27 protein-coding genes and 1 pseudogene are annotated in these 24,988 nt (G+C 66.3%); 13 read left to right on the top strand and 15 right to left on the bottom strand.

Annotation, left to right across the window (positions count from 1 at the left end):
* Window positions 1-226: 226 nt before the first annotated feature.
* Together E1J61_RS16760 and E1J61_RS16765 are read right to left on the bottom strand one after the other, a co-directional pair.
* Window positions 227-1,420 carry an acyl-CoA dehydrogenase family protein gene (locus tag E1J61_RS16760; protein ID WP_133095168.1) on the bottom strand — a complete coding sequence of 398 codons (1,194 nt, stop codon included), beginning with the start codon at window positions 1,418-1,420 and terminating at the stop codon, window positions 227-229.
* Window positions 1,421-1,433: 13 nt separating this feature from the next.
* Window positions 1,434-2,186, bottom strand: a complete 753-nt coding sequence (locus E1J61_RS16765; protein WP_133095169.1) for an SDR family NAD(P)-dependent oxidoreductase — start codon at window positions 2,184-2,186, stop codon at window positions 1,434-1,436.
* 92 nt (window positions 2,187-2,278) lie between these two features.
* Here E1J61_RS16765 and E1J61_RS16770 point away from each other — a divergent pair, with 92 nt between their 5' ends.
* Complete coding sequence (locus E1J61_RS16770; RefSeq protein ID WP_133095170.1) at window positions 2,279-2,965, top strand: GntR family transcriptional regulator; 687 nt, start codon at window positions 2,279-2,281, stop codon at window positions 2,963-2,965.
* A gap of 181 nt (window positions 2,966-3,146) precedes the next feature.
* The gene (locus E1J61_RS16775) at window positions 3,147-3,995 is read left to right on the top strand and encodes a CHAD domain-containing protein (protein ID WP_133095171.1); all 849 of its coding nucleotides are present in this window, start codon (window positions 3,147-3,149) and stop codon (window positions 3,993-3,995) included.
* Window positions 3,996-4,018: 23 nt separating this feature from the next.
* Here E1J61_RS16775 and E1J61_RS16780 read toward each other — a convergent pair whose 3' ends face one another.
* Window positions 4,019-4,249 carry a hypothetical protein gene (locus E1J61_RS16780; RefSeq protein ID WP_133095172.1) on the bottom strand — a complete coding sequence of 77 codons (231 nt, stop codon included), beginning with the start codon at window positions 4,247-4,249 and terminating at the stop codon, window positions 4,019-4,021.
* Window positions 4,250-4,414: 165 nt separating this feature from the next.
* Window positions 4,415-4,672, bottom strand: a complete 258-nt coding sequence (locus tag E1J61_RS16785) for a hypothetical protein (protein WP_133095173.1) — start codon at window positions 4,670-4,672, stop codon at window positions 4,415-4,417.
* 506 nt (window positions 4,673-5,178) lie between these two features.
* Here E1J61_RS16785 and E1J61_RS38840 point away from each other — a divergent pair.
* Window positions 5,179-5,340, top strand: a pseudogene (locus E1J61_RS38840) (DUF3562 domain-containing protein); the annotation flags it as partial.
* A 126-nt stretch (window positions 5,341-5,466) separates the two neighbouring features.
* On the opposite strand, the gene E1J61_RS16795 reads toward E1J61_RS38840, so the two are convergent.
* The 5 genes from E1J61_RS16795 to E1J61_RS16815 all read right to left on the bottom strand — a co-directional run bounded on the left by E1J61_RS16795 (window position 5,467) and on the right by E1J61_RS16815 (window position 12,155).
* Window positions 5,467-6,231: a fumarylacetoacetate hydrolase family protein gene (locus E1J61_RS16795; RefSeq protein ID WP_133095390.1), complete on the bottom strand. Its 765-nt coding sequence runs from the start codon at window positions 6,229-6,231 to the stop codon at window positions 5,467-5,469.
* A 94-nt stretch (window positions 6,232-6,325) separates the two neighbouring features.
* The gene (locus E1J61_RS16800; RefSeq protein WP_133095175.1) at window positions 6,326-7,774 is read right to left on the bottom strand and encodes an MFS transporter; all 1,449 of its coding nucleotides are present in this window, start codon (window positions 7,772-7,774) and stop codon (window positions 6,326-6,328) included.
* Window positions 7,775-7,888: 114 nt separating this feature from the next.
* Complete coding sequence (locus E1J61_RS16805) at window positions 7,889-9,415, bottom strand: amidase family protein (RefSeq protein ID WP_133095176.1); 1,527 nt, start codon at window positions 9,413-9,415, stop codon at window positions 7,889-7,891.
* A gap of 93 nt (window positions 9,416-9,508) precedes the next feature.
* Complete coding sequence (locus tag E1J61_RS16810) at window positions 9,509-10,813, bottom strand: MFS transporter (protein ID WP_133095177.1); 1,305 nt, start codon at window positions 10,811-10,813, stop codon at window positions 9,509-9,511.
* Between the two features lie 121 nt (window positions 10,814-10,934).
* Window positions 10,935-12,155: an alanine--glyoxylate aminotransferase family protein gene (locus E1J61_RS16815; RefSeq protein WP_133095178.1), complete on the bottom strand. Its 1,221-nt coding sequence runs from the start codon at window positions 12,153-12,155 to the stop codon at window positions 10,935-10,937.
* Window positions 12,156-12,347: 192 nt separating this feature from the next.
* Between E1J61_RS16815 and E1J61_RS16820 the strand changes: the two genes are divergently transcribed.
* Both E1J61_RS16820 and E1J61_RS16825 read left to right on the top strand, forming a co-directional pair.
* On the top strand, window positions 12,348-13,067 hold the full coding sequence (locus tag E1J61_RS16820; protein WP_133095179.1) for a GntR family transcriptional regulator: 720 nt from the start codon (window positions 12,348-12,350) through the stop codon (window positions 13,065-13,067).
* A gap of 110 nt (window positions 13,068-13,177) precedes the next feature.
* Window positions 13,178-13,870, top strand: a complete 693-nt coding sequence (locus E1J61_RS16825; RefSeq protein ID WP_133095180.1) for an aspartate/glutamate racemase family protein — start codon at window positions 13,178-13,180, stop codon at window positions 13,868-13,870.
* Between the two features lie 6 nt (window positions 13,871-13,876).
* Here E1J61_RS16825 and E1J61_RS16830 read toward each other — a convergent pair whose 3' ends face one another.
* Window positions 13,877-14,158: a hypothetical protein gene (locus tag E1J61_RS16830; RefSeq protein WP_133095181.1), complete on the bottom strand. Its 282-nt coding sequence runs from the start codon at window positions 14,156-14,158 to the stop codon at window positions 13,877-13,879.
* A gap of 290 nt (window positions 14,159-14,448) precedes the next feature.
* Here E1J61_RS16830 and E1J61_RS16835 point away from each other — a divergent pair, with 290 nt between their 5' ends.
* From E1J61_RS16835 to E1J61_RS16845, 3 genes are all read left to right on the top strand, one after another.
* Complete coding sequence (locus E1J61_RS16835) at window positions 14,449-14,742, top strand: hypothetical protein (RefSeq protein WP_133095182.1); 294 nt, start codon at window positions 14,449-14,451, stop codon at window positions 14,740-14,742.
* Window positions 14,743-14,905: 163 nt separating this feature from the next.
* Window positions 14,906-15,814, top strand: a complete 909-nt coding sequence (locus E1J61_RS16840; RefSeq protein WP_133095183.1) for a 2-hydroxy-3-oxopropionate reductase — start codon at window positions 14,906-14,908, stop codon at window positions 15,812-15,814.
* Between the two features lie 43 nt (window positions 15,815-15,857).
* Entirely contained in the window at window positions 15,858-16,742 is an 885-nt protein-coding gene (locus E1J61_RS16845; RefSeq protein WP_133095184.1) for a DMT family transporter, read from the top strand.
* A 6-nt stretch (window positions 16,743-16,748) separates the two neighbouring features.
* Here the strand turns inward: E1J61_RS16845 and E1J61_RS16850 are convergent, their stop codons facing one another.
* Window positions 16,749-17,342 carry a flavin reductase family protein gene (locus tag E1J61_RS16850; RefSeq protein WP_133095185.1) on the bottom strand — a complete coding sequence of 198 codons (594 nt, stop codon included), beginning with the start codon at window positions 17,340-17,342 and terminating at the stop codon, window positions 16,749-16,751.
* Window positions 17,339-18,517 (bottom strand): acyl-CoA dehydrogenase family protein, encoded by a 1,179-nt coding sequence (locus tag E1J61_RS16855; RefSeq protein ID WP_133095186.1) that lies wholly within the window; start codon window positions 18,515-18,517, stop codon window positions 17,339-17,341. Before E1J61_RS16855 ends, E1J61_RS16850 begins: the two co-directional genes overlap by 4 nt.
* A 147-nt stretch (window positions 18,518-18,664) precedes the next feature.
* Here E1J61_RS16855 and E1J61_RS16860 point away from each other — a divergent pair, with 147 nt between their 5' ends.
* On the top strand, window positions 18,665-19,669 hold the full coding sequence (locus E1J61_RS16860) for an AraC family transcriptional regulator (protein WP_133095187.1): 1,005 nt from the start codon (window positions 18,665-18,667) through the stop codon (window positions 19,667-19,669).
* Between the two features lie 86 nt (window positions 19,670-19,755).
* Here E1J61_RS16860 and E1J61_RS16865 read toward each other — a convergent pair whose 3' ends face one another.
* The gene (locus E1J61_RS16865) at window positions 19,756-19,899 is read right to left on the bottom strand and encodes an entericidin A/B family lipoprotein (RefSeq protein ID WP_010809655.1); all 144 of its coding nucleotides are present in this window, start codon (window positions 19,897-19,899) and stop codon (window positions 19,756-19,758) included.
* A gap of 262 nt (window positions 19,900-20,161) precedes the next feature.
* Between E1J61_RS16865 and E1J61_RS16870 the strand changes: the two genes are divergently transcribed.
* The 4 genes from E1J61_RS16870 to E1J61_RS16885 all read left to right on the top strand — a co-directional run bounded on the left by E1J61_RS16870 (window position 20,162) and on the right by E1J61_RS16885 (window position 23,944).
* A complete protein-coding gene (locus E1J61_RS16870; protein ID WP_133095188.1) occupies window positions 20,162-20,452 on the top strand; it encodes a DUF2188 domain-containing protein in 291 nt (96 codons plus the stop codon).
* Between the two features lie 185 nt (window positions 20,453-20,637).
* Complete coding sequence (locus E1J61_RS16875) at window positions 20,638-20,835, top strand: hypothetical protein (protein WP_133095189.1); 198 nt, start codon at window positions 20,638-20,640, stop codon at window positions 20,833-20,835.
* Between the two features lie 160 nt (window positions 20,836-20,995).
* Entirely contained in the window at window positions 20,996-21,325 is a 330-nt protein-coding gene (locus tag E1J61_RS16880; protein WP_371704286.1) for a hypothetical protein, read from the top strand.
* A gap of 387 nt (window positions 21,326-21,712) precedes the next feature.
* On the top strand, window positions 21,713-23,944 hold the full coding sequence (locus E1J61_RS16885; protein ID WP_243736902.1) for a VTT domain-containing protein: 2,232 nt from the start codon (window positions 21,713-21,715) through the stop codon (window positions 23,942-23,944).
* Window positions 23,945-23,965: 21 nt separating this feature from the next.
* Here E1J61_RS16885 and E1J61_RS16890 read toward each other — a convergent pair whose 3' ends face one another.
* Window positions 23,966-24,448: a DUF1579 domain-containing protein gene (locus E1J61_RS16890; RefSeq protein ID WP_133095191.1), complete on the bottom strand. Its 483-nt coding sequence runs from the start codon at window positions 24,446-24,448 to the stop codon at window positions 23,966-23,968.
* Between the two features lie 147 nt (window positions 24,449-24,595).
* Window positions 24,596-24,970 carry a DUF2880 domain-containing protein gene (locus tag E1J61_RS16895; RefSeq protein WP_133095192.1) on the bottom strand — a complete coding sequence of 125 codons (375 nt, stop codon included), beginning with the start codon at window positions 24,968-24,970 and terminating at the stop codon, window positions 24,596-24,598.
* Between the last annotated feature and the right edge of the window lie 18 nt (window positions 24,971-24,988).

The following is a 24,988-nucleotide window of genomic DNA, read 5'->3' on the forward strand; positions in this document are numbered from 1 at the left end:
ACATAATCGGCGACACTCCCCGCCTGGCCGCCTCAGGTTGCTGCGTTGGCCAAACGAATGGCACATTTCTCGCTCTCTTTCGCAGCATCCCACTGCGGGAAAAAGGTGATGGCACCTCATTGAAGGATTTTTTCGGCTCGGCCGGCGCGCTACGGGATATCGCGCTACCAGGGCGTCGATTGCCCGGGTCGACGGCTACCGCGTCGCGCGCCGCCGGCGTAACCGGTCAGCCAGCTTGCGACGCATCCAGGGTTTCGCGTTTGATCTTCCTGGCCAGCGACCATTTGTGGACTTCGGTCGGGCCGTCGTAGATCCGGAACCCTCGTACTTCCCGGAAGATCTGCTCGACGATAGTGTCGCGTGACACGCCCATCCCCCCCAGGATCTGCACGCAACGGTCCGCCACACGGAAGAGCGCTTCCGAGACGGCCACCTTGGCCATCGAGCTTTCCGCGGTCCCCGACGAACCGCCGTCGAGCACGCCCGCGCACCAGTCGATCATCAGGGCGGCCTGCTGCAGGTCGATCAGGTTATCGGCCAGCATGAAGCCGACGCCTTCATGGTCGATCAGCAGCTTGCCGAAAGCCTTGCGTGTGGTCGCGTACGCGCGTGCGATCTCGTCCGCCCGCGCGACGCCGCCGAACCAGCGCATGCAATGCGAAAGCCGCGCCGGCGACAGGCGAACCTGCGCATAGCGGAAGCCCTCGTTCGCCTCGCCCAGCACCTGGCTGTGCGGCACGCGCAGGTCATCGATCACGACCAGCGCATGTCCGCCGGGCATGGAACTATCGATGGTGTCGATCAGGCGCTCGATGCGGATGGCCGGGTGTGGCAGATCGACCAGGAACATCGTGGCCTGCGCACGCTCGCCATCTCCCGTACGCGCCATCACGATGCCCACGGCTGCGCCTTCGGCACCGGTGATGAATTTCTTGCGGCCGCGAATCACCCATTCGTCGCCATCCCTCACCGCCGTGGTCTGCAGCATCGACGGGTCCGAGCCGGCGCCGCCGTCCTCCGCGGGCTCGGTCATGAAGAACGCGGAACGCGCCTCGCCGCTGACCAGCGGCGCCAGGAATCGTTGCTGCTGCGCCGGGGTGGCCACCTTTCCCAGCAAGAACATGTTGCCTTCGTCGGGCGCCATCGTATTGACGGCAACCGGCCCGAGCGGCGACAAGCCCGAGCGCATGAGCACCGCGGCGGTCTCCCGCTGGCTCAGGTGCGAGCCGTCGGGGAGGATATGCGGCGTCATGACGCCGGCGGCGCGCGCCTTGTCACGCAGTTCGGCAACCAGTTCCGGCGATGGGCCATGGGATTCACAACGCGGGTCACGCTCGTAGGGCACGACCACATCGCGGACAAAGCGCTCGACGCGCTCGCCGATGCTGCGGCTTCTTTCGGTGGGATAGTCGGTGAACAAGATGTCGGTCTCCTTACAGCGTATTGACCAGATGGCCGCCGTCGACGGCGATCACGGTGCCCGTCATGTACCGGGACGCATCCGAGGCCAGCAGCAGCAACGGCCCGTCGAGGTCCTCCTGTTGCCCGAGCCGGCGCTGCGGGATGCGCAGGATCAGCGCCTTGCCGGCATCGGTCTGCCAGAAGTCCCGGTTGATGTCGGTGTCGATATAGCCGGGGGCCAGGGCATTCACGCGGATGCCGTAGCGCGCCCATTCCAGCGCAAGCGTCTTGGTGAGCTGCACCACGCCGGCCTTGGAGACTGCATAGGACACTACGCCGCCCGCCTGTCGCAGCCCCAGGATCGAGGCGATATTGACGATGCTGCCACCGCCGCGTTCGCGCATGCCGGGGACCAGCGCCTGCGCGAGAAAGAACATCCCCTTGAGATTGGTGTCCATCACCACATCCCAATCGTCCTCGGCGTGCCCGAGCGCCGCGCCCTCGCGCACCAGGCCAGCATTGTTGATCAGGATGTCAACGGGCTCGATATCGCGCACGAGTGCCGCGCGCGAAGCGCCGTCGGTGACGTCGAGCGCCACGCACTGCAGGCGCGCATCCGTTCCGATCTTTTCCGCGACGGCTTTCAGCGCGTCAGTACGGCGCGCGGCAAGTACCACCTCGGCACCGCGCGATGCCAGGACCTGCGCACAATGCGCGCCCAATCCGCCCGACGCGCCTGTCACCAGCGCGCGCTTGCCCCGAAGATCCAGCAATGTGTCCTGCACGGTTGTCTCCCGATCCATTGGATATGAGGATCAGATTGTAGGATGATTTCATCCCATGTCAACGTCCGACAGCTTGCTGTTAGAATGCCCGCGTGACGCCTGCGACATCTTTCCCTCCTTCTTCCCCGCCTGCCGACACCGGCGAGCCTGACCGGAGCGCCTCCGCCACCGTCTTTTTCGGGATCATTGGCGGGCTGGAGCTCGGCAGCTTCGTGCCCGGCCAACGGCTGGTCGAAACCGATCTGGTGACGCAATTCGGCGTTGGCCGCAATTCCGTGCGGGAAGCCTTGCAGCGGCTTGCCGCCGAGGGCATCGTGGAATTGCCCCGCCATCGCGGCGCGGTCATCCGGCGGCTGACCATGCAGGACACCCTGGATGTTCTCGACGTGGCGGAGCGCATGATGGGACTGCTGGCACGCGCGGCAACCCGCGGTTGTGCCGATCGCAACCATGCCCAGGCCCTGCGCGCCACGGTTCAGCAGTTGGGTGCCGCGGAAAAAGCGCACGCTACCGCGGCATTTGCGGGCGCGAGGCGGCAGTTCTACCGGACGCTGCTGGAAATGGGCGGCAACCGCGAGCTGATTCGCCTGTTTCCCACCATCCAGATGCCGATCGTCCACGCCCAGCATCGGCTCGCGTCGCTCCAGCAGATGCGGCTGGCGGACTACCGGCGCATCGCGACGGCCGTGCTGGCAGGCGAGCCGGACGAGGCCGAAGCCACCGGGGTGGCGCATGTCAGGAACGTGCGGCAGGCGATACTGGCCGAACTTTCTGCGTAACCGGCATCCGCCAATCGCCGCCGGATTCCCGCTTACCTGCCGTAGTTCGTCCTGGTTCGCTGCGAAGCGCCGCGTGCCGCCTGACGGCACGATTTTTGCGCCGACCAACTGATCACAGTACGGCCACGAGGCCAAGGGAACCGGCATTTCGCGGACAGGAACGCGCAGATCGGGCAATCCGATGCAGATACTGCAGAGCTGCCTGGACCAGGTACATGCCAATGCCCCGTTGGTAGCCACGGGACATTCACCCGAAGGCGTGCATCAGATGCGGGTGGGACTGCGCCGCTTCCGTTCCGCGCTCGACATGTTCGACGATGTGATCACGCTGCCGGCAGCGCTCGCCGATGAAGTGAAGTGGATTGCCGACGAACTCGGCGAATCCCGGGATTGGTATGTGCTGGCGCATTCGACGCTGCCGCAGGTTGACGCAGGCAAGGACAAGCGCGAGCAGATGGCGGAAACCAAAGCGGCGGCGGCCGAGATCGCGAAGGCCCGCCATGCCAAGGCGACAGCCGCGGTACAGTCGCCGCGCTACGCACGGGTCGCCCTTGCGCTCGATCACTGGATCACGGCGACCCCATGGCGCGATGCGTCCGACGACACACGCAAACAGCTTGGCAGGCCGGCTGCCGTGCTCGCCGATCGCGTCCTGCGCAAGCGTCATCGCAAGCTCGTGCGCCGGGGTCGAGGCCTTCACAAGCTCGATGCCCATCGCCGCCACCGCGCGAGGATCGCGGCAAAAAAGCTGCGCTACGCTGCCGAATTCTTCGCCGACCTCTTCAGGCAAAAGCGCCTGAAACCGTATCGGCGCGTGCTGGCGAAGCTGCAGGATGACCTGGGATGGGGCAACGATATGGCGGTGGCAGATGGCCTGTTAGGCCATCTGCAGCAGCACCATCGCAAGGCCTCCGCCGGCGCGAGCTACGCGCGCGGTTTCCTGGCGGCACGCGTGGCCGACGATCGGGACAATCAGCGAAAGCTGTGGAAGCGCTTCCGGAGCACAGGCCGACCAGTCGGACGACATTGACGGTTTCACGGCCGGCATTCCGCCTACGCGAGTTTTTCCGAACTCTCAAACTTGGCGAACACACGGGCCTGGACTGCGTCCATGACGGCCAGGACCTGCGGATCGGCAGGGCCACTGGCCGTGACGCCCGTGGCCTTCTTGGGCTTCGCGCCCAGTGGATAAAAGACGAAAACCGTGTCGAACCTGCCTGCCGACTCCTTTTTCAGGCGCCGGTTGAGCGCTTTCAGATACCGCTTCTTGATGGTCTTGGACATAGGCTTCACGGCTCCCTGTCATTTGTCCTGGCTTACGACAGCTCTATTCACATTCATCCGGGAACGTCGCATCAGGCAAGAATTTGTGCCGGGCGTGTACCTCGTTGCACTGGCTCCTTGCGCAATTTGTGCATTGCACCGCGAAGCGCTCGATGGCTGCGTTCGTCAGCCAGGTGGAACCAGCGTTGCTTTTGGCAGCCGGCCACTGCCGATCAGGACGATAAGATCGTCCACGCGGGCTTCGGCCAGGGCAAAGGCATCCGCTTCCGCCATCGACGGCCGTCCCGCACGAAAGACTGACTGCTGCATTCCCACCATCGTGTGTTGACGGACAAGCACGAATCCCTGGTGCTTGCCGTTGCTTAGTGGCTGGGTATAAGCCTTGAACTCATAGTAGCCAGCGCGCCTGTGGCTTTCCATCATGACTTGTCCTGCTGGCGCAAATAGAGTCCGCCAGCACGCGGGGCGGACTCCGGCTCAGCATTGATTCCTTGAACGGATCGATAACCTGGGGGAGCCGCCCGAACAGGCATGCGCGACCAGAGCGGTCGCTGCCCGTTGCCCCCTGCGGCTATCGTATGGTTTAACGTTAGCATATTGTGGCCTGGCGGGAGCCACTCCCGAAGAAGTAAGGAGCGGCGCGGCGCGTGCTCGTACAACTGTTCGCGCAAGTTGCCTGGCCCAGGGACGAATGTCAGGTGGACAGTCGTTCTGGCCGAACCTAATATTTCGTCCAGGCAAGTCGGGTCCCCAATGCTGCCTTGCCAGAAGGGTGTCATCGGCCTCGGGCCGCCCGCTCACTGTTGTTGGAACGGTGCTGCACTGCAACGACCGGGTAGAGTCACGAGGCGCTCCGCCAGGCGGACGCCCACACGGGCCGGGTCAAGCGCTGGCCGCGTGAGCAAGTGTCACGAGGCTGAGGGGGCACTATGAAGGCAGAGGACGACGATCAGGTTGTCGCGAGCATTTCACTCAAGACGGGCTTCCCTGTTGAAGTTGTGAAGAAGTGCTACCTCGCGGCACTGCTGGAACTCAGGGCGGATGCGCGAGTTCATATCTACCTGTCGCTATTTGCGGCAAAGCGCGCAGTTGCTTTGCTTCGTCAGGCAGATTCCGAGCGGGAGAGCCAAGGCTCGCCCGAGCGAGAGCCTGCCCGCATGCAGAGGCCGCCAGGCAGTCTGTTGCCGCCCGGAGGCGCATTCCACAGCCAGTCCTCTTCAGAGTCGGACCGAAGCGTATCCGATGCCCTCGAACTCGGCGGTCACGAGGTCGCCCTCGGACGCCGGAAGGATGCCGACCCACGTGCCGGTGGTGACAACCGTACCAGCCTCCACGCGCCGCCCCTCTCGCGTGGCATGGCGCAGCCACGCCAGCAGTCCGTAAGCCGGATCGCCCATTGAATGGGTGCCGCGGCGCTCGATCGCTTGGGCGCCGATGTTTACCCGGCAACGCTGCGTTGCCCAGTCCCGGTCTGCATAGGCTTGCCACTCCCCGAGCACGAGTGCGCCATGGGACTGCAAGTCGGCAAGCTTCAGCAGGGCCGGCGCCGCGAGGCCTTGCTGCCAGCGCGAATCGACCACCTCGATGGACACCGCCATTGCGTCAACCAGCGCCGCCGCGCCGGCGTAGTCAAGACCGGCAGCTTGCGCCGCGTCGACACTGGCCCCGAGCCGCAGCGCGATTTCGGCCTCGATGCCGCGCCATGTGAATGGCCAGTCGCCGGACTGCGCGGGACTGGCCCAGACGCCGGCTGGCGGGAGCCGCGCATGCGTCAGCGTGGCGTCACGCGAGGCGCCTCCGGATTTCCAGTACGCGGTGCCGGCGTCCTCCCAGGCCAGCGTTCGCGCCACGATCGCCTGAACGGCATAGGCCTGGTCCGCATTTTCAAGCGCGGTGGCGATAAGCTCCGCGTCGGCGCAACGGCCCTCGCGTCGCGCGGAGAGCAGCGCCTGCGCAACCCGGTCAATGTTGGATGAATTCATGCCTTTTAGGGTCTCATTGAGAATGATAAACATCGGACGAGGAGCCGCTCGCCCCAGCGTGCCCACAGCGCACGCTGGGGGGAACGGACCGCCCTTACAACCTGCTTGCACTGGCTGCGCTCTCGCCGACTGCCGTGCCGGTTTCATCATCGGCGGCCGTCTCGCCCATCGCACGCCCGAAAGTCTCAGGCGCGAATTGCACGCTCAGCGCGAACACCGCATACATCGCAGCGAGCATGCTGAACATGCCGCCAACGCCGTAGCTTTCAAACACGCGGCCGCTGATCAGCGGCGTCAGCGCTCCCGCCAGCGTGCCGAGGGCCAGGATCAGTGAAGTGCCGAATGCACGCACGTGGGTCGGATACTGCTCCGGCGCAAAAATCCAGATCGAGGTATTCAGCAACACCACGCAGAACGTAAAGGCAGCACCGAACAGCAGCACCAGCGCTACGTTATACGTCAGGAAGCCGAAGCACAGCCCCGCCGCGCAGGCCAGCCCTGCGCCGAACGTCAGCACACGCTTGCGCGGAAAATGGTAGCCACAGTATGACGCCGCCAGCGCCCCGAACAGGCTGCCGCTCTGCATCACCATCGTAAAGAGAAAGCTCTTCGAGATGGTGTAGCCCTGCGACATCAGGATGGTCGGCATCAGCGTCAGCACCGAGATCTGCGCGCCATAGGTCATCGATACCGCGATGCCCAGTGCGATCGTGCGGCGCCCCAGCCGGCCCTTGAAGATATCGCTCAGGCCCACCCTGGTGCGCGGGGCGTCATCGTGCACCGCAGCCTTGATATAGGATGTCGGCTCGCCGCGCAGCTTGCCCAGGCGGCCGGATGCGAGGACGGAGAGCACCCGGTTAGCTTCGTCCACGCGCCCCTTGGACAGCAGGAAGCGTGGCGTTTCCGGGATAAAACGCCGGTAGAACACGACGAAGAACGCCGGCAGCACCAGGCAGGCAAACAGCCAGCGCCAGCTGTCCGGCCCCGGGAACATGGCGAATACGGCCAGGCCGAACGCCGGTGCGAGCATATTGCCCAGCCCGCCGCTGCCAACGCTGACCATGCCCACCGCGGTGCCGCGGAATCGCGTCGAGCACAGTTCGGCCAGCATGGTCACGGCAATGGATATCTCGCCGCCCAGGCCGATGCCGACAATAAAGCGGCCCGCTGCCAGCACGCCATAGTTCGGTGCCAGCGCGCAGATGATGGCGCCCAGCGTGAACAGAAGCAGGTTGGCGCTGAGCATGGTGCGCCTGCCGTAGCGGTCCGCGATATAGCCGGAGCCGATGCGTCCGAGCGCGGCAGCACTGAAGGTCAGGGTATTCAGGAAGCCGATTTCGGCGACCGATATGCCCCACTGCTCTCGCAACATGGGCCCGATCAGGCCGACGGCGTTCTGTTCAAACACGTCGAACATCACCCCCAGCATGATCAGGAAAATGATCTTCTTGTGCGACGCCGTTACGCCGATGCCGTCCATGGCCCGGTCGAGTTCGTGCTGCTGTGGGGAATTCGGCGATTGAACTACGGTTTCTGCGCCCATCTTTGTCTCCTCCTCGTATCGAGGTAGTCGTCGCGGTGTGTCCGCGACCTGGTCGACGCCATGTCTGGCCGGCGTTTGCAGAGCAGCGATAAAACTTCGTTCCGACGCGTGCCGCTATTCCAGGGCGGGTGTCGATTGCGGCGGCCGGCGGGCGCGCAAGGCCTGCTCCGCGGCATAGGCGAGCCGTATCAGCACGGGTTCCGTGTAGGGGCGGCCAAAGAATTCCAGCCCGACCGGCACCCCCTGGGGTGCATTGCCGTCCGGCGGCGAATACCCGGCCGGAATGACAATGGCCGGAAATCCGGTGGCCGACGCGAGCACGCCATTGCGCTCTGCCTGGGTCTCGCCAACCGGCACGACCAGGCGGCGCTGGTGCGGAAACACCAGCGCGTCAAGCCGATGACGCGCCATCAGGTCCAGCAGACTCTCCCGCAATGCCTGCTGGCGCTGCAGGCGCTCGCGGTACTCCCCTTCCCGCCCGCTTAGCGCGGCAGCGGTATCCAGCGTGCCCGCCACGCTCGGATGGACATTGCCCGCGGCGATAATGTCCTTCATGGAACGAACCGGCACTCTTGATGAAATGCGCTGCAGGTAAGCGTCGAGATCGCGCTCCATTTCGTAGTGGTGCACCAGCGTGGTGGCCAGCAACTCGTCCGGGCTGATGGCGTCTTCGATTGCGACCAGCCCGGCCCCCTGGGCAGCGATAACGGCAAGCGCCGCCTGCATGACTGCGTTGACAGGACGGTGCACCGCCTGGTCGCCAAAGAAGTGGCGCAATACGCCGATCCGCGCGCCTTTGAGTCCGTCGCGGTCAAGGCTGGCGGCATAGCTCGCCGGAATGTGGGGCGCGCCGGCACTGGTGACAGGGTCGGCCGGGTCATGGCCGGCAATGACATCGAGCAGCCGCGCCGTGTCGGCGACGGTGCGGGTGATCGGGCCAATGGTGTCCTGCGTCAACCCGCACGGGACCAGCCCCGCCCTGCTGATCAGTCCCATGGTCGGACGCAGGCCGACAAGGCCATTTGCCGACGCCGGCGAGCGGATCGAGTTGACGCCGTCGGTGCCGATGCCGAGCAAGCCGAAGCTGGCGGCAATGCCGGCGGCGGTGCCTCCGCTGGAGCCGCCGGGCGTGCGTGTCAGGTCATAGGGGTTCAGGGTCTGGCCGGACAAGGTGCTGACGGTCTCGCCACCGGACGCCAACTCGTGCAGGTTGGTCTTGGCCAGTACGATCGCGCCCGCTTCGCGCAGGCGGCGGATGACAAAGGCATCGTCGGTGGAGAAATTGTCGCGCAGGCAGGCGGCACCGGCAGTGGTTGCCATGCCGGCACACTCGATGTTGTCCTTCACCAGCACCGGGATGCCGTGCAGCGGCGCCAGCGCCTGCGCCGGATTGCGCCCGGCCTGGGCGTCGATCCGTCCGGCCTCGTCCAGCGCGTGCGGATTGCATTGCAGGATGCTGCGCAGGGCGGGACCGTGCTGGTCATAGGCCGCGATGCGGTCCAGGCATGCGCTGGCCAGCTGGCGCGCCGTCAGCCTGCCGTCGCGCATCGCGGCATGCGCATCGGCAACGGTGGCTTCCACCACGCTGAACGGCGCGTGCTGGCCCGGCCCGTCCGGCACCGGTTCATATGAATTTGTCATGAGGGGATCCATGCGCCGGCAAGGGCGCGAAAGGTTGGCGAAGTGAGCGAGAGGCGGGGCTGCGGCACGGTGCCGGCGCCCCGCTTTGCCTGGCTATCGGTTGACCAGCCGGGCGGGTATTGTCCAGATGCAGAAGGCGCCCAGCAGCAGCATCCCGGCGATCATGTAGTACGCGCTGTTGCCGCTCTGGGTCACGTCGCGCAGGTAGCCGATCATGTAGCCGCTGGTAAAGCCGGCGAGGTTGCCGATCGAGTTGCTCATGGCGATGGCCGTGGCTGCCGCCGCGCCGCTGAGGAAGGCCGTCGGCAGCGACCAGAACAGCGGCGTGCAGGTCAGGATGCCGGCTGCCGCGATCGACAGGAACACCAGCGACAGCGCGGTGTTGTGCATCACCCAGGGCAAGGCCAGGAAGCCGATCGCACCCATCATGCACGGGATGATCAGGTGCCAGCGGCGCTCGCGATGCTTGTCGGCACTGCGCCCGAAGAAATACATCGAGACAATCGCCGCCATGTAAGGAATCGCGCTCAGCAAGCCGATATGGAACGGGTCGCTGACCCCGGTGGACTTGATGAAGGTGGGCAACCAGAGCGTGATGCCATACTGCCCCGTGACATAGCAGAAGCAGATCAGGCTGATCAGCCAGACGCGCGGATCGGTGAAGACCTTGCCGACGCGTGCCTGCGGGTCCGCCGCCTTGACATCCTCGGTCTTGGCCAGCTCGAGGACCTGCTTCTCCTCGCCGGTCAGCCACTTGGCCTTGGCAATGGAATTGTCCAGGTAGTAGAAGCAGAAGCATCCCAGCAACACCGCCGGCACCGCCTCGATAAAGAACATCCATTGCCAGCCGCCCCAGCCGGCCACGCCGGCCATGCTTCCCATCAGGTAGCCGGAGAGCGGGTTGCCGATGATGCCTGACAGCGGCGATCCCATGCAGTAGATGGCCATGATCTTGGCGCGCCGGTGCGACGGGTACCAGCAGGACAGGTAGTACACGATGCCTGGCGTGAAGCCCGCTTCGGCCAACCCCAGCAGGAATCGCAGCGTGTAGAACTGGGCTGGCGTCTGCACGAAGGCGAAACACGCGGAAAGGATCCCCCACGTGATCATGATCCGGCCGATCCAAACCTTGGCGCCGAACTTGTGCAGGGCCAGGTTGCTGGGCACCTCGAACAGGAAGTAGCCGATAAAGAAGATACCGGCGCCCAGCCCGTAGATGGTTTCGCTGAAGCCCAGCTGCTGCGACATCTGGAGCTTGGCAAAACCTACGTTGACACGATCGAGATAAGCGATCAGGAAGCAGACCATCAGGAATGGCACCAGCCGCCAGCTCACCTTGCGATAGGTCGCGTCCTCGAACGACCTGATCCTTTCTCCTGCCTGCAGGGTTGTATCCACAGCGTCTCCTCTCTTTTTTTGTCAGGTACGGCAGTGCTGCGCTGATCCGTTGCGATCAGCCTGGCGGGGGGGCGCTGCGCATGCGCTGCGCCCGCCCCCGCCCCGGATGGAGGTGGCTGCGTCAGGCAGCAGCCTGGAGCGACAGCGGCGTGGTGTGCGCGGCGAGATAGTCCATGGCGGCAGCCGTGCCGCTAGCGACAACCGGCACACCAGAGATCTTCAGGCCCATTTCGCAGCCGGCCAGTGTCGCCATCAGCGTCAGGTCGTTGCAGTCGCCCAGATGGCCGATGCGGAACATGCGGCCCTTGACCTTGCCCAGGCCGGCGCCGAGCGACATGTTGAAGCGCTCGTAGATGTTCCTGCGCACCACGTCGGCATCGATGCCGTCGGGCATCATCACGCCGGTCAGCACCGGGCTGTAGACGGCGGGGTCCGCGCACTGGATCTGCAGGCCCCAAGCCTTGACTGCGCGGCGGCAGGCTTCGCCCAGGCGCTGATGGCGGGCAAAGACGTTGTCCAGCCCCTCTTCCAGGATCATGTCGAGGGCTTCGGACAGGCCATAGAGCAGGTTCGTGCTGGGCGTATAGGGCCAGTAGCCGGTGCGGTTCATCTCGATGATCTCGTCCCAGCCCCAGAAGCTGCGCGGCAGCCGGGCCGTGCGAGACGCTTCGATGGCCTTGGGCGACACCGCATTGAAGCTGATGCCCGGCGGCAGCATCAGGCCCTTCTGCGAGCCCGATACGGTCACGTCCACGCCCCACTCGTCATGGCGGTAGTCGGCCGACGCGAGCCCCGAGATGGTGTCGACCAGCAGCAGCGCGGGATGTCCGGCAGCGTCGATGGCGCGGCGCACGGCGGCGATATCCGACGTCACGCCGGTCGAGGTTTCGTTGTGCACCACGCACACGGCCTTGATCGCATGCACGCTATCGGCGCGCAGCCGGGCTTCGATCATGTCGGCCTGCACCCCATGGCGCCAGCCCTCCACGCCTGGCAAGCCAAGGAACTCGGGCCGGATGCCGAGGTTCTCGGCCATCTTCTTCCACAGCGTGGCGAAATGGCCGGTCTCGAACATCAACACGGTGTCGCCGGGGCTCAGGGTGTTAGACAACGCCGCTTCCCAGGCCCCGGTGCCCGAAGCCGGATAGATCACCACCGGATGTTCGGTCTTGAAGATCTTCTTGATGCCATCCAGCACCTTCAGGCCTAGCGCGCCGAATTCCGGCCCACGATGATCGATGGTCGGGTAGCTGATGGCGCGCAGGATGCGATCGGGCACCGGGCTCGGCCCAGGGATCTGCAGGAAGTGGCGGCCAGCGGGATGGAAGTTGAGATTGAGCATTTGACTCCTCCGATTGAGTTTTGAATGCAAAATACTTTAGCAGAGGAAATCGTGAGAAATCGGCCTGTCCGAGCTAGCGTTTACCCGCCATAAACCCGGTAGTACAAGGGTTTACGCGGGAATTACGCGGATTTTTGAGTTTCCGTGATGTGTCTGCTAGAATCGCATGCAAACGCGCGTAAGGAATTTTGAATGCCAAAAGAAGACGCCCGCGGCCTGGATTCGCCAGCCCCGGTCCTGCCCAAGCTCGAACGCCAGCGCCTTCATGACATGGTGGTGGCGCACCTGCGGACATTTATCGTCGAGGGGGTGCTGGAGCCAGGCCGCAAGCTCAATGAACGGGAATTGTGCGAGACCCTCGGCATCTCGCGCACGCCGCTCAGAGAGGCACTGAAGGTGCTCGCCGCCGAAGGGCTGATCGATATCTCTCCCAATCGCGGCGCGACAGTATCCCGGCTGTCGACGGACGAAATACTGGATACCTTCGAGCTGATGAGCGGGTTGGAAGCCTTGTCGGGCGAGCTTGCCTGCGCGCGCATCACCGCTGTCGAACTGGCGGAAATCAAGGCGCTTCACTACGCGATGCTGGCGTGCAGGGCAAACGAAGACCTGCCCGGCTACTACAACCTGAATCACCAGATCCACGACCGCATCAACCTTGCGGCACGCAATATGGCACTGCGCCAGACCTATCTGTCAGTGAACCGGAAGCTGCAGGCACTGCGCTTCCGTTCAAACTACCAGAAGCCGAAATGGGACAGCGCCATCCATGACCACGAAGAGATGCTGGTGGCCCTGGAAGCCCGCGATGGCAAGCGGCTTGCCGCAATCCTGCGCCAGCACCTGCTAGACAAGCGCGATGCCGTGCTGCTGATCCAGGCGGGCGCGGCCAGCGGCATGCCGCAGGCCTAGTACCAAGGCGAAGATCAGGCGCCGTCGTTTGGCGGCTCGCCTCCTCTCCCACGAGACACAGCATTGAACTTGCCGGCATCATCGACGGCTACTGAAACAAGTCCAGGCCCATGCGTATCGCCCTCCTGAATCCCAATTCCAGCCAGCACATCACCGACCGCATGCTTGCAGAAGCCAGGCGGGCCACCGGCGACGCGTGCGAGATTTTCGGCCTGACCAACGCCGCAGGTCCCGCGGTTATCCGGTCGCGCGTGGACAATGCCGCTGCAATCGATGGCTTGCTGAAAATGGCCCGGACGCTGGATGCCAATGTCGAGGCCGTGATTCTGGGGGTTTCGATGGACACTGCCCTTCATGCATTGCGGCAGATGCTTGAGGTCCCTGTTGTCGGAACGACCGAAGCGGCCCTGGCAACGGCAAGCATGATGGGCGGCAGGATCGGACTATTGACCGTCGGCCGCGCCTTGACGCCGTTGTACGGAGAACTTGCGGCCTCATACGGCTATGCCGGGCGCGTGGCCGGTATCCGCGGCATCGAAACGGCAGCGCCATACGGCGCCGGACTTGCGCAAGAAGTCGGCGCAATGATGCGCGATGCCATCACTTCGCTCAGCCGGGACGACGGCGCGGACGTGGTCGTCACCGTGGCTGCCGCATTGTGCGGCTATGTCCCGGCGGTTGCCGCGCAGGCAGACGTGCCGCTCCTGGACGGCATCGCTTGTGCCGCCGTGCAGGCAGAGGCGCTCGCAAAATTAAGGCCACGCAAGGCCACCTACGGCAGTTTTGCCGCGCCCGGCCACTGAATCAAATCAGGATGCCGCCGTCTGCACAAGCTCGTCGACGCCAGGCTGTTCTTTCGTCCGGCTCTGACTGGTCTTGTTGACGCTGCCCTCCGGAGCGCACTCGCTCGGCATAACGCCTTGGTTGCGAAGGTGGGCGGCGACCGTCTCGCACCAATTGAGCAACTGGTGCTTGTCGAGATCCGCGACTACGTCTTCACCGAAGAGATTCGAAAGCTCAAGCGCGACGCCTGAAAATTCGGCGCCGTCGTCCCGAATGGTCAATACCCCGTCGCCATCCTGGTCGCACATCTCTATCCTTGTGGCAGACATATCCGATACCTCCTGGAGCTTCGTAACCGTCACTTGACTGGTGGCCGCTACTTCAGGCAGTTGCTCGCCTGGCCGGCGTATCAATGCTAGAGGATCGGCTTCCCTGCGACCAAGGGGAGTAACGGGCCTCGCGGTATTCCGCATGCCCGGGGTGGCTTGGCCGCAAGGATCGCCGGCGCGGCGCTAAATCGACGCAGACTTTTCTTGCATCCGTCCGGATACTGTATATATTTACAGTAACTGTATGGATGAACAGTAGGAGTCTGGCCATGGAACACCTGATCCGCGTGCAAAACGACTACGACCGCCAGGTGCTCGCCTGGCTGCGCGGGCGCATCGGCGATGCCGCGCTGCAGACCGTGGCGCTGCGCCTGGGCCGCGAGCGCAAGCCCTACCTGTCGACGGTCTGCCGCAGCCTGGGCATCCGCCCGCCCGGCCGGCGCCAGTTCGCCGCCGAGGCCGCGCGCATGCACCGGACCGTTGGCGACCAGTACCTGGCCCGCATCCGCGAGATCCTGGGCCAGCGTCCGGGCGATTCGGCCAGGGATGCCGCTTGCCGCTAAGTCTCGCCGGCGCGCGACCAGCCCCGCTGCCAATGTGGCGCGGGGCTTATTCTTTTGGTCCGGCCAGCGCACTATCCGCAGCCTTGCCGGCGTGCGACTGACTATGATCAGAGTTATGCGACCGCCCTTGCGCGGCGCTCCGACACAACCACCGGACACTGTCATGAGCAAGATCGGCTTTATCGGGCTTGGCGTGATGGGCAAGCCCATGGCGCAGCACATCGTCGACGGCGGGCATACCGTGTTCGCCCATACCCGCAGCGGCGTGCCGCAGGACCTGCTGGATGCTGGCGTGCAGGCCTGCAGCAGCGCCGAGGAGCTGGCGCGGCAATCGGACACCATCATCCTGATGCTGCCCGACACGCCGGATGTGGAGCAGGTGCTGTTCGGCAAGGAAGGCGTGGCCGACGGCCTTGCCGAGACCGCGGGCGGCGTCACGGTGATCGACATGAGCTCGATCTCGCCGATCGCCACGCGCGAGTTCGCGCGCTGCATCGAGGCGCTGGGCGTTGACTATGTCGATGCGCCGGTGTCCGGCGGCGAGGTCGGCGCCAAGGCCGGCACGCTGTCGATCATGGCCGGCGGCAAGCAGGAAGTGTTCGACCGCGTGCTGCCGCTGCTGCAGCTGATGGGCAAGAACATCGTGCGCGTAGGCGAAGTCGGCGCGGGCCAGGTGGCCAAGGTGGCCAACCAGGTGATCGTGGCCCTGACCATCGAGGCCGTCGGCGAGGCGCTGGTGCTGGCCGCGCGCGCCGGCGCCGATCCCGCGCGCGTGCGCGAGGCACTGATGGGTGGCTTTGCCAGTTCGCGCATCCTCGAGGTCCATGGCGAACGCATGATCAAGCGGACCTTCGACCCGGGCTTCCGCATCGCCTTGCACCAGAAGGACCTGGAACTGGCGCTGTCCACCGCACGCCAGCTGGGCGTGGGACTGCCGAACACTGCCTCGTGCCAGCAGCTGTTCAATGTCTGCGGCGGCCTGGGCGGTAGCGGCTGGGACCATTCCGCGCTAGTGCGGGCGATCGAGCACCTGTCGTCGTTCGCCATCGGCGACACGCCGCCCGCGGCCTAAGCCCAAGCCGCTCTGTCTAGCGTGCATACACCCCCTGGCGCGCATGCCGAGTGCGAACACCATCCTGCTGACCACCCTGGCCATGCTGGCCTTCGCCGGCAATTCCCTGCTATGCCGGGTGGCGCTGGAAGGCACCACCATCGACGCGGCCAGCTTTACGCTGGCGCGCGTCGCCGCAGCGGCAGCGGTGCTGTGGGTCATCGTGGTGGTGCAGCACCGCGTGCTGCGAGCGGACACGGCAGCAAGGTTTCCGCCGCTGGCCGGCAACTGGGTCTCGGCGCTGGCGCTGTTCTGCTACGCCGCGGCGTTTTCGTTTGCCTACCTGCGCCTGGGCGCCGGCACCGGCGCGCTGCTGCTGTTCGCTGCCGTGCAGGCCACCATGACGGGCTACGGGCTGGCGGCCGGCGAGCCGCTGCGCATGCAGCAATGGATCGGCCTGGCGCTCGCGCTTGCCGGGCTGGTATGGCTGCTGCTGCCGGGACTGGCCACGCCGCCGCTGTTGTCGTCGCTGCAGATGATCCTGGCTGGCGTCGCGTGGGGCATCTATTCGCTGCACGGCAGGCGCAATGCCGATCCGGTAACGACCACGGCCGGCAATTTCCTGCGCGCGGTACCGCTGGCGCTGGCGCTGTCCGCGGTGATGCAGGCGCAGCGTTCGCTGGATCGTGCGGGCCTGGTGTACGCGCTGCTGTCCGGCGCAGTAACGTCCGGGCTTGGCTACGTGGTCTGGTATGCGGTGGTGCCGCGCCTGCGCGCGGCCACCGCCGCAACGGTGCAGCTGAGCGTGCCGGTCATCGCCGCGGCGGGCGGCATCGTGCTGCTGGGTGAAAGGCTGACGCTGCGGCTCGCCGTCAGCGCGGTAGCCGTGCTCGGCGGCATTGCGCTGGTGATCGCCGGCAAGGCCCGCGGAGCACGGGTGCTGCGCTAGGCCGCGCTAGGCCGCGCCGGCGTCGATGCGCGCCACCCCTTCGCCGAAACCGCCGCCATGGAACACCAGCGGCGCACCTGGCGCTGTGCCATAGGCCACCACCTCGACCACGAACACCACGTGGTCGCCGAGCGAGCGTACCGAGCGGTGCCGGCAGATGAACGTCGCCAGCGCGCCGGCGAGCAGTACCGTGCCGCACGGCCCGGGGCGGCAGTCGACGCCGGCAAAGCGGTCGACATCACGGTCCGCAAAGCGCCGGCACAAGGCCAGTTGCCCGCTGCCGAGCACGTTGATCGCATGGCAGGGCGCGGCGCGCAGCGCCGGCAGGCTGCCGGAAGCGCGCGCCAGGCACCACAGCAGCAGCGGCGGCGCGAGCGATACGGAAGTGAAGGCGTTGATCGTCACGCCCACCGGCAGGCCCTGCGCATCCGCGGCGGTCACCACCGTCACGCCGGTGGCGAACTGCCCGAGCGCGTCGCGCAGCGCGCGCCGTGCCCGGACGTCGTGGCCCATGCCGCCGGAGGCCCCGCCCAGGTCATCGCAGCCGCTGTCGTTGCAGGCCTCGGTGGCAAACGGCAGCGGGGCTGGTGCGGGCATCATTGCGCGGCCTGCCGCACCTCGCCGGGAGGCGCATCGATATCCAGGCCCAGCGCCAGGCGCCCCGCATACTCCTGCTGGGCACCGGCCTGCAACGGATGGAAGCGCGCGCCCTGCGCATCGCGGAAGCGGCGCTCCAGCCCGGCGTCGCGATAGAAGCCGGCACCGCCGGCAAGGTCCATGGCCGCTTCCACTGTCGCCAGCACCGCGCGCGCCGCCAGCGTACGCCCGCACATGATGCGGTTGGTGGTCACCGCACCCGGCGCCTGGCCCGCCGCGGCGTCGAACATCGTATCCAGCGCCATGCGCGCGGCTTCCGCTTCGTTGAAAAGGCGGCCGGCCGCTTCCACCGCATGCGCGTTCAGGCGCCGCTGCCGCGCCAGTTGCAGCGCAATGTCGCGCGCCGCCTCGGCAATGCCGACGTAGACCGCATAGATCAGCGGCAACGCGATCATCGAGACCGTATGCATCATCGGATGCCAAACACCTTGCGGGCGACGCGCGGCGATGGCGGTGTCGGGCACCAGCACGCCTTCGAGCATCACATCGTGCGAGCCGGTGCCGCGCATGCCGAGCGTGTGCCAGTTCGACATCACGCTCACACCGGGGCTCTTCATGGGCAATGCGAAATGCAGCACCGTTGGGCCGGATTCGGGATCGTCATACACCGCGCAGGTCATGAACAGGTCAGCTACCGGCGCGCCGCTGGCGAAGATCTTGCGCCCGTCCACGCGGAAGCCGCCATCGACGCGCGTGGCCTTGCCGCTGCCCTGCAGCCAGTCCGAGCCACCGCTGCCCAGCAGCACCATCTGCTCGCCCGCCACGCGCTTGAGCAGCCCTTCCACCGGCGCCTTCTGGTTGCGCCAGCGCCATGCCGCGGTGGCTACCGGGTGCGTGTGCATGGCAAAGGCCAGCGCGGTCGATCCGCAGTACTTGCCCAGCTCGCGCAGCACGCTGCCCAGCTCCTGGTGCGACAGGCCGGCACCGCCCAGCTCCTGCGGCACGGCGGCGGCAAAGAACCGGTGCGCGCGCAGGTCGTCGTAGTTCGCGCTGACGAACTGCCCGCTCGCGTCGATCTCGGGGGCGCGGGTGTCGAAGGTGCGGCCCAGCGCCGCGGCAAGTGCGAGCCAGTCGGCCTGCGCACCTGCGCTGGCATCGGGGGCGGTAACTGTTTCCATGGTGTTGTCTCCGGCTTGTCTGATCCGTGCCCGGCTGCCGTTGTCCGGCCCGTAGCACGGTGCTAGTATCGGAGCCCGGTCCCCTTGCCCGTATGATCGGGCGTCCGGCTTTCTTGCGCGAAACACCGGATCTGGAGGAAAGTGACCATGGATGCCTTGTCCGACCTGCTGCGCGCCGTGCAACTGAGCGGCGCGGTCTTCCTCAACGGCGAATTCAAGTCGCCGTGGTGCCTGGTGTCTGAAGCGGATGCTGAATTGCGCGCCGCCTTCCTGCCCGGCACCGATCGCGTCGTCTCCTACCACCTGATTACCGAAGGCGTCTGCTGGGCCCGTCTGGTCGGAAGCACGGGGCCGGGCGTGCGCGTCGAGAGCGGCGAACTGCTGGTGGTGCCGCAGGGCGAGCCGCACGTGCTGGGCAGCGACCTGCACCTGCAGCCGGTGCAGTCCGCGCCGCTGGTCGCGGACATGCTGCGCAACAGCCCGGGCGAAGTCATGCGCGTGTCGTACGGCGGCGGTGGCGAGACCACGCGCATGGTGTGCGGCTTCCTCGGGTTCGACGACACCATGGGCAACCCGCTGCTGACCTCGCTGCCGCGCCTGTTCAAAGTGGGGCTCGACAACGGCATCGAATCGGCATGGCTTGCCACCGCGCTGGCCTTCGCCACCTCGGAAGCCGCCGAGCCGCGAGCGGGCACCGCCACGGTGCTGGCCAAGCTGTCGGAACTGCTGTTCGTGCAAGCGGTACGGCGCTGCATCGACACGCTGCCGGACAACGAAAGCGGCTGGCTCGCCGCGCTGCGCGACCGCTACGTGGGGCGTGCGCTGTCGCGCATGCATGCGCGCCCGGCCTACCCGTGGACAGTGGACGAACTGGCCGGCAACGTCGGCCTGTCTCGCTCGGCGCTGGCGCAGCGCTTTACCGACCTGCTCGGACAGCCGCCGATGCAGTACCTGGCGCACTGGCGCCTGCGCACCGCGGCGGCGGAACTGCGCAGCGGCAACCGCTCGATCGGCGAGATCGCCGGCGCGGTCGGCTATGACTCCGAGGCGGCTTTCAGCCGCGCCTTCAAGCGCGAGTTCGGCCTGCCGCCGGCAAGCTGGCGCCGCAGCCGCACCGACGAAGAACGCGTGGCGGTCACGGCCGCGCACTAGATCCGCGCTCGGAAATTCCCGCGAACGAAAACGGCCCGTGCCTGGAGCACGGGCCGTTGTCCTCTGCGCCTGCGATCGGCAGGCGATTACATTTTCTGCTTGGTGCTTTCCGCCGCGCCTTGCACCTTCTCGCCGCCGCGTTCGATATCCTTGCCTGCACCGGCCATGGTGTTGCAGCCCGTAACCAGCATCACGCCAGCGAGGGCAAACAGTGCGAACAGCTTTCTCATGACGATCTCCTTGCTTCGTGTGGAAGCGGCATGCGCCGCCAGGATGGAATAGCTCGGGATGGCTTGACCGGGCAGCTTCATGCCCAACCGGCAATTGGATCGTAGCAACCGCCAACCGCGCGAAAAGTCGGCTTTCGTCCTACCCCGATGTCAGCCGACGGCGCGACATGTCCACGCGGTGTAGGACAGCGACCGATACCGGCGCGCCGCGGCTTCGCTTAGAAATGTAGGTCCACACCTGTCCACTTCCCGGGAGACCGCCATGACGTCACGCAGCATCCACGTGCTTCCTGCCGCAACCGAGAATGACAATGCCGCCCGCGACGGCGAATGGGCCCTGACCATTGAAGGCATGGATGGCATGGATGGCATGGGCGCTGACGAGGAAGCCACGGCGCTGCATTTTCCGACCCAGGAAGCCGCCATCGCCGCGGGCTGGATGCGGGCGCGCCAGGAGGGCGTGTCGCTGTGCATCCATGGGCGCGACGGCCTGGTGCGCGAGCGCAAGATCTACTGCCGCGACCCCAGGGCCATCTCCCGCCTGGGGCATTGAATCCGGTACGGTGGGGCTGGAAACGCCCAGCCCGCGCCCGGCATTCGCTCCCGGCATTTCTCGCTATCGCCGGCAATAGTTCATTGCGCGGTCAACATTGAATTAGATCAACGGCGCAGAAATTGCAGCATGCAATTGACGGGTTCAGTGCCAATACTAAGACCAGGCACTTACAGAGACCCGTCATGTCCCGAATCCTCAGGTTCCGCCCGCTCGACATCTATCCCGACCCGCTCGAGGCCAGGATCGCCGAATTACACGAAATGGCTACCGATGTGCATGCCAGGCAGGCCCGCCGATGGCGCCGCCAGAACGCGGCCGCCGGGGTGGCCGGCGGCGCGGAACACCGGCTTCCGTATGGCAATCCGCAAACCCGGCACTGAAGGCCTCCCCATGCTTTGAAAGCCTTCCCTGGACACGCCACAGAATGTGAACAAGTGTCATATCGGGTTGGCAAAGCTATGACCCTTGCGAAAGAATGGATTCCCGCATCCTTCTGGCCCCAACGGGTCAGGCGGATGCCCAATCCTCTGACGCAGCGACATGGATCGAACCACCCGGGAATGCGTGCTGGCGCTGATGAACAGCCTGCGTGCCAAGGGGCCCATGCCCCGGCACCGGCTTGCCGCCGCCAGCCGCCTGAGTGCCGCGGAACTGACCCGCGCCCTGAAATCGGCCCGCCAGATGGGCGTCGTCGCTTATGCGGGGGAGCCGGACATGGCCGCGCAGGCCGACAGCTTGCTGGTACTGACCGGCAGGCCGCTGCCGCCGCCGCGCAAGGTCACGCCGGCCGCACGCGACAACTCGCCGCACTTCCAGCCGCTGCTTGACGCCTGGGGCATTGCCCGCCCGGGGCGCCGCCAGGCACCGTAAGAATTGCCTGCGCCACATGCGCCGGCAGTGCGCTTCTTACAAAAGCAGGTAAAGCGGACACCTGCGACCAAGCGTTGAACAATCGGCGCACACATGTCGCGGATGCATCGTCCACGCAGCGCGCCCGCCTCACCGTCATTCCCGTAGCGGTGTGCGCCGTTTTCCATCGCGGCAACGCTCCCCGGTCCCCCGGCCCACCCTCCGGTATGGAACTTGCGCGACGCTTGAGGCTTATCCCCCTGAGCGTTCGAAATGTCGCCACCGAATCCGCCTGGCACGGCCACGCAGCCACCGCCGGACACTTCGCATGCATTGCAGGAACCACCCCCGTTCACGCTGGAACCGGGACGCAACTGCTGGTGCGTCGAACCTTGCCGGCGCTTTGCCATGCTCGTCGACGGGGATGCCTATTTCCGCGCGCTGCGCGAAGCGTTGCCGCGCGCCGAGCACACCATCTTCATCCTCGGCTGGGACATCGACAGCCGCATGGAACTCGTGCCCGAAGGCGCGCAGGACGGCCTGCCCGACGGGCTGCGCGACTTCCTCTGCGCGCTGGCCGACCGCCGTCCCGAACTGCGCATCTACATCCTGAGCTGGGACTACGCCATGGTGATGGCGATGGAGCGCGAATGGCTGCCGTCGGCCAGCGCGCACTGGCAGGCGCACCGGCACCTGTCGTTCCGCCTCGACGGCAACCATCCCCCGGGCGCGTCGCACCACCAGAAGGTAGTGGTGATCGACAGCAAGGTCGCCTTCGTCGGCGGGCTGGACCTGACGCTGCGCCGCTGGGACGACAACAGCCACGCGCCAGGCGCGCCGCTGCGCGTTGCCGAAGGCAAGCCCTATCCGCCCTTCCACGACGTCCAGTGCGCGCTCGATGGCCAGGCCGCCGCCGCGCTCGCCACGCTGTGCGCGGCGCGCTGGCTGCGCGCGACGGGCCGCAGGCCGCGCCCGCCGGCGGCAACCTCCTCGGACCCCTGGCCGCCCAGCCTGGCGCCGGAACTGACCGATGTGCGCGTCGGCATCGCCCGCACCATGCCGGTGTGCGAGGACGAGCCAGGCGTGAGCGAGATCCGCATGCTGATGCGCGATGCCATCGCCTCGGCCCGGCACAGCATCTACATGGAGAACCAGTACTTCAGCTCTGGCGAGATCGCCAAGGCGCTGGCCGGACGGCTGGGGCGCGAGGACGGCCCGGATATCGTGCTGGTGTCGCGGCGCAACGAAAGCGGCTGGCTGGAGGCGCACAGCATGGGCGTGCTGCGCGCGCGCCTGTACCGGCGCCTGCGCGCGGCGGACAGCTGGGACCGCTTCCACCTGTACTGCCCGACGATCCCCGGGCTGCTGCCGGAATGCGTCAACATCCACAGCAAGGTCACGGTGATCGACGATGATTTCCTGACCATCGGCTCGTCCAACCTCAGCAACCGTTCGCTGGGACTGGACACCGAGTGCAATGTGGTGGTGACCTCGGGCGGCGACCCGCGCGTGCGCAAGGCCATCGCGGCGATGCGGGCGCGGCTGCTGGGCGAGCACCTGGACGTCACGCCCGAGGCATTCCAGGCCAAGGTGGCCGAAACGCGCAGCCTGCTGGCGGCCATCCGCACGCTGCAGCAAAAAGATGGCCGCACGCTCGAGGACTATGCGCCGCCGCTGCCGGACGACCTCGATGCCGCCTCGCCGGCCGACCACCTGCTCGACCCGATCGAGCCCATCGACAGCGACCAGGTGCTGGCGGAGTTCGTCAGCCACGAAGCGCGCCCGCGCGTGATGGGCCGGGTCGGCGTGATGGTGGCGCTGGCGCTGGTGCTGGCGGGACTCGCCTTCGCCTGGCGCTATACGCCGCTGCGCGAATGGGCGGATTTCCGCGCGCTGCTGGCCGTGGTCGAGCGCCTGGACGATATGCCCATGGCGCCGCTGGCGATGATGGGGATATACGTCGCCGGTGCCGTGACCATGCTGCCGGTGACGCTGCTGATCCTCGTGACCGTGGTGGTGTTCGGGCCGCTCTACGGCGCCGCGCTGGCGCTGGGCGGCACCATGCTGAGCACCGGCGCGGGCTACCTGGCGGGCCGCCTGCTCGGCCGCAATACCGTGCGGCGCTTCGGCGGCCGGCGGCTGAACCGGGTCAGCCACCAGTTGGGCAGGCATGGCGTGCTGGCGATGGTGGTGCTGCGGCTGGTGCCGATCGCACCGTTCTCGCTGGTCAACCTGGTGGTCGGCGCCTCGCGCATCGGCCTGCGCGACTGCCTGGTGGGCACGGCGCTGGGGATGCTGCCGGGCATCGCGATCTCGGCCTTCCTGGTCGACCGCGTTGCCGCCGCGGCGCGCAACCCGGGGCTGGCGACTTTTGCCCTGCTGGCGCTGGTGCTGTTGCTGCCGGCATCGCTGCTGCTGGTGCTGCGGCGCCGGCGGCGGCGCAATGCCGAACGCAACAAGGCGGAACGGCACCGGCCAGTGAATCAGCAGGACAGCCAACCGGGCAACCAACCGGGCAACCAGCAGAACAGCCAGCAGGACGGCGATCAGGACAGCCAGCATGACGACCAGCATCGCGGGCCAGGCGGTCCCGGGCGCCGGATGGCGCGCGTCGCCCACGCCGCGGGCGAGCGCACCTGAGCGTCAGGAGCGGGCGCCGCGCTAGCGCTTGCGACGGTAAGTGGCCTTCATGATCTCGGTCCACTCGCCGTTCTCGCCCTGCATGAACGACGTCAGCGTCCGTTCGTTGTCATCCTTGAAGGCAATTACATCGCGGTACTGGACCGTGCGGCCATTGCCCGAGCAGTCCGGTCCCTCGGCACGCAGCGTCAGTTGCTGGCCGCCCGCATCGAGGTCGCCCTCGTAGACCCAAAGGTGGGTCATCATCGAGCCGATAAAGGTGCCGAAGAAATGCTTGCGGGCCGGATCGTAGCCCAGCGTCATCACGGTAGTGGCGGGGCCGCAGCCCGGCATGTCGCCCTGCGCCGTGCCCTGCACCCAAAGCTCGCCGATACCGGTCACGCTCTCGGGGATCTGCCACTTCTGCGCAGGCTGGTCCGGTTCCATCACGGCCTCGCCTTCGGCCATCCATTCGCCCGCCAGCCGTTGCAGCCAGCGGTGTTCCTTCTGTGCTTCGGTCTTCATTCAGGGTCTCCTAGCGTTTGCGGCCACCATCCCCGGCACGGGCATTTGTGGATGCCGTACACATAGACTAGCAAAGGAAATGGACAGCATCCACATTTCTTTGCGGCACACCGCGAAAGGCGGCACTGCCTGGGCTGTCGGCCGGATTTACTGCGGCAGCCGCACCTTGGGCACCACAAACTGGTTGCCCGGCGCGCGCATGACGTCGCACTGGACCTTGGCCTTGCGCACCGCGCCGTCCTGCGCGAGGTACTCGACGTCGCCCACTACGCTGTACGCGTCTTCCGCGACCTTGCGGGTCTTGGCGCCGACCCACTTGAAGCTGCCGGGGTTGGGCAGCGCGGCCTTGACGGCCTTCATGCAGGCGATCGGGGCTTCGGGGGCCTCGTCGCGCCCGCGCGGCTTTGGCGCTTCATCCCCAGCCTGCGCGGCCTGCACGGTTGCCGCGCAGCCAAGCGACAGCACCAGCACGAGCGCGGCGGACAGGGAACGCGGGGAAAGCGACGAGCGCGGCGAAAGCATCTTGGAGACTCCTGGACC

The organism is Cupriavidus sp. L7L (genome assembly GCF_004353535.1).
In the GTDB taxonomy this organism is placed as follows: Bacteria; Pseudomonadota; Gammaproteobacteria; order Burkholderiales; family Burkholderiaceae; genus Cupriavidus; species Cupriavidus oxalaticus_A.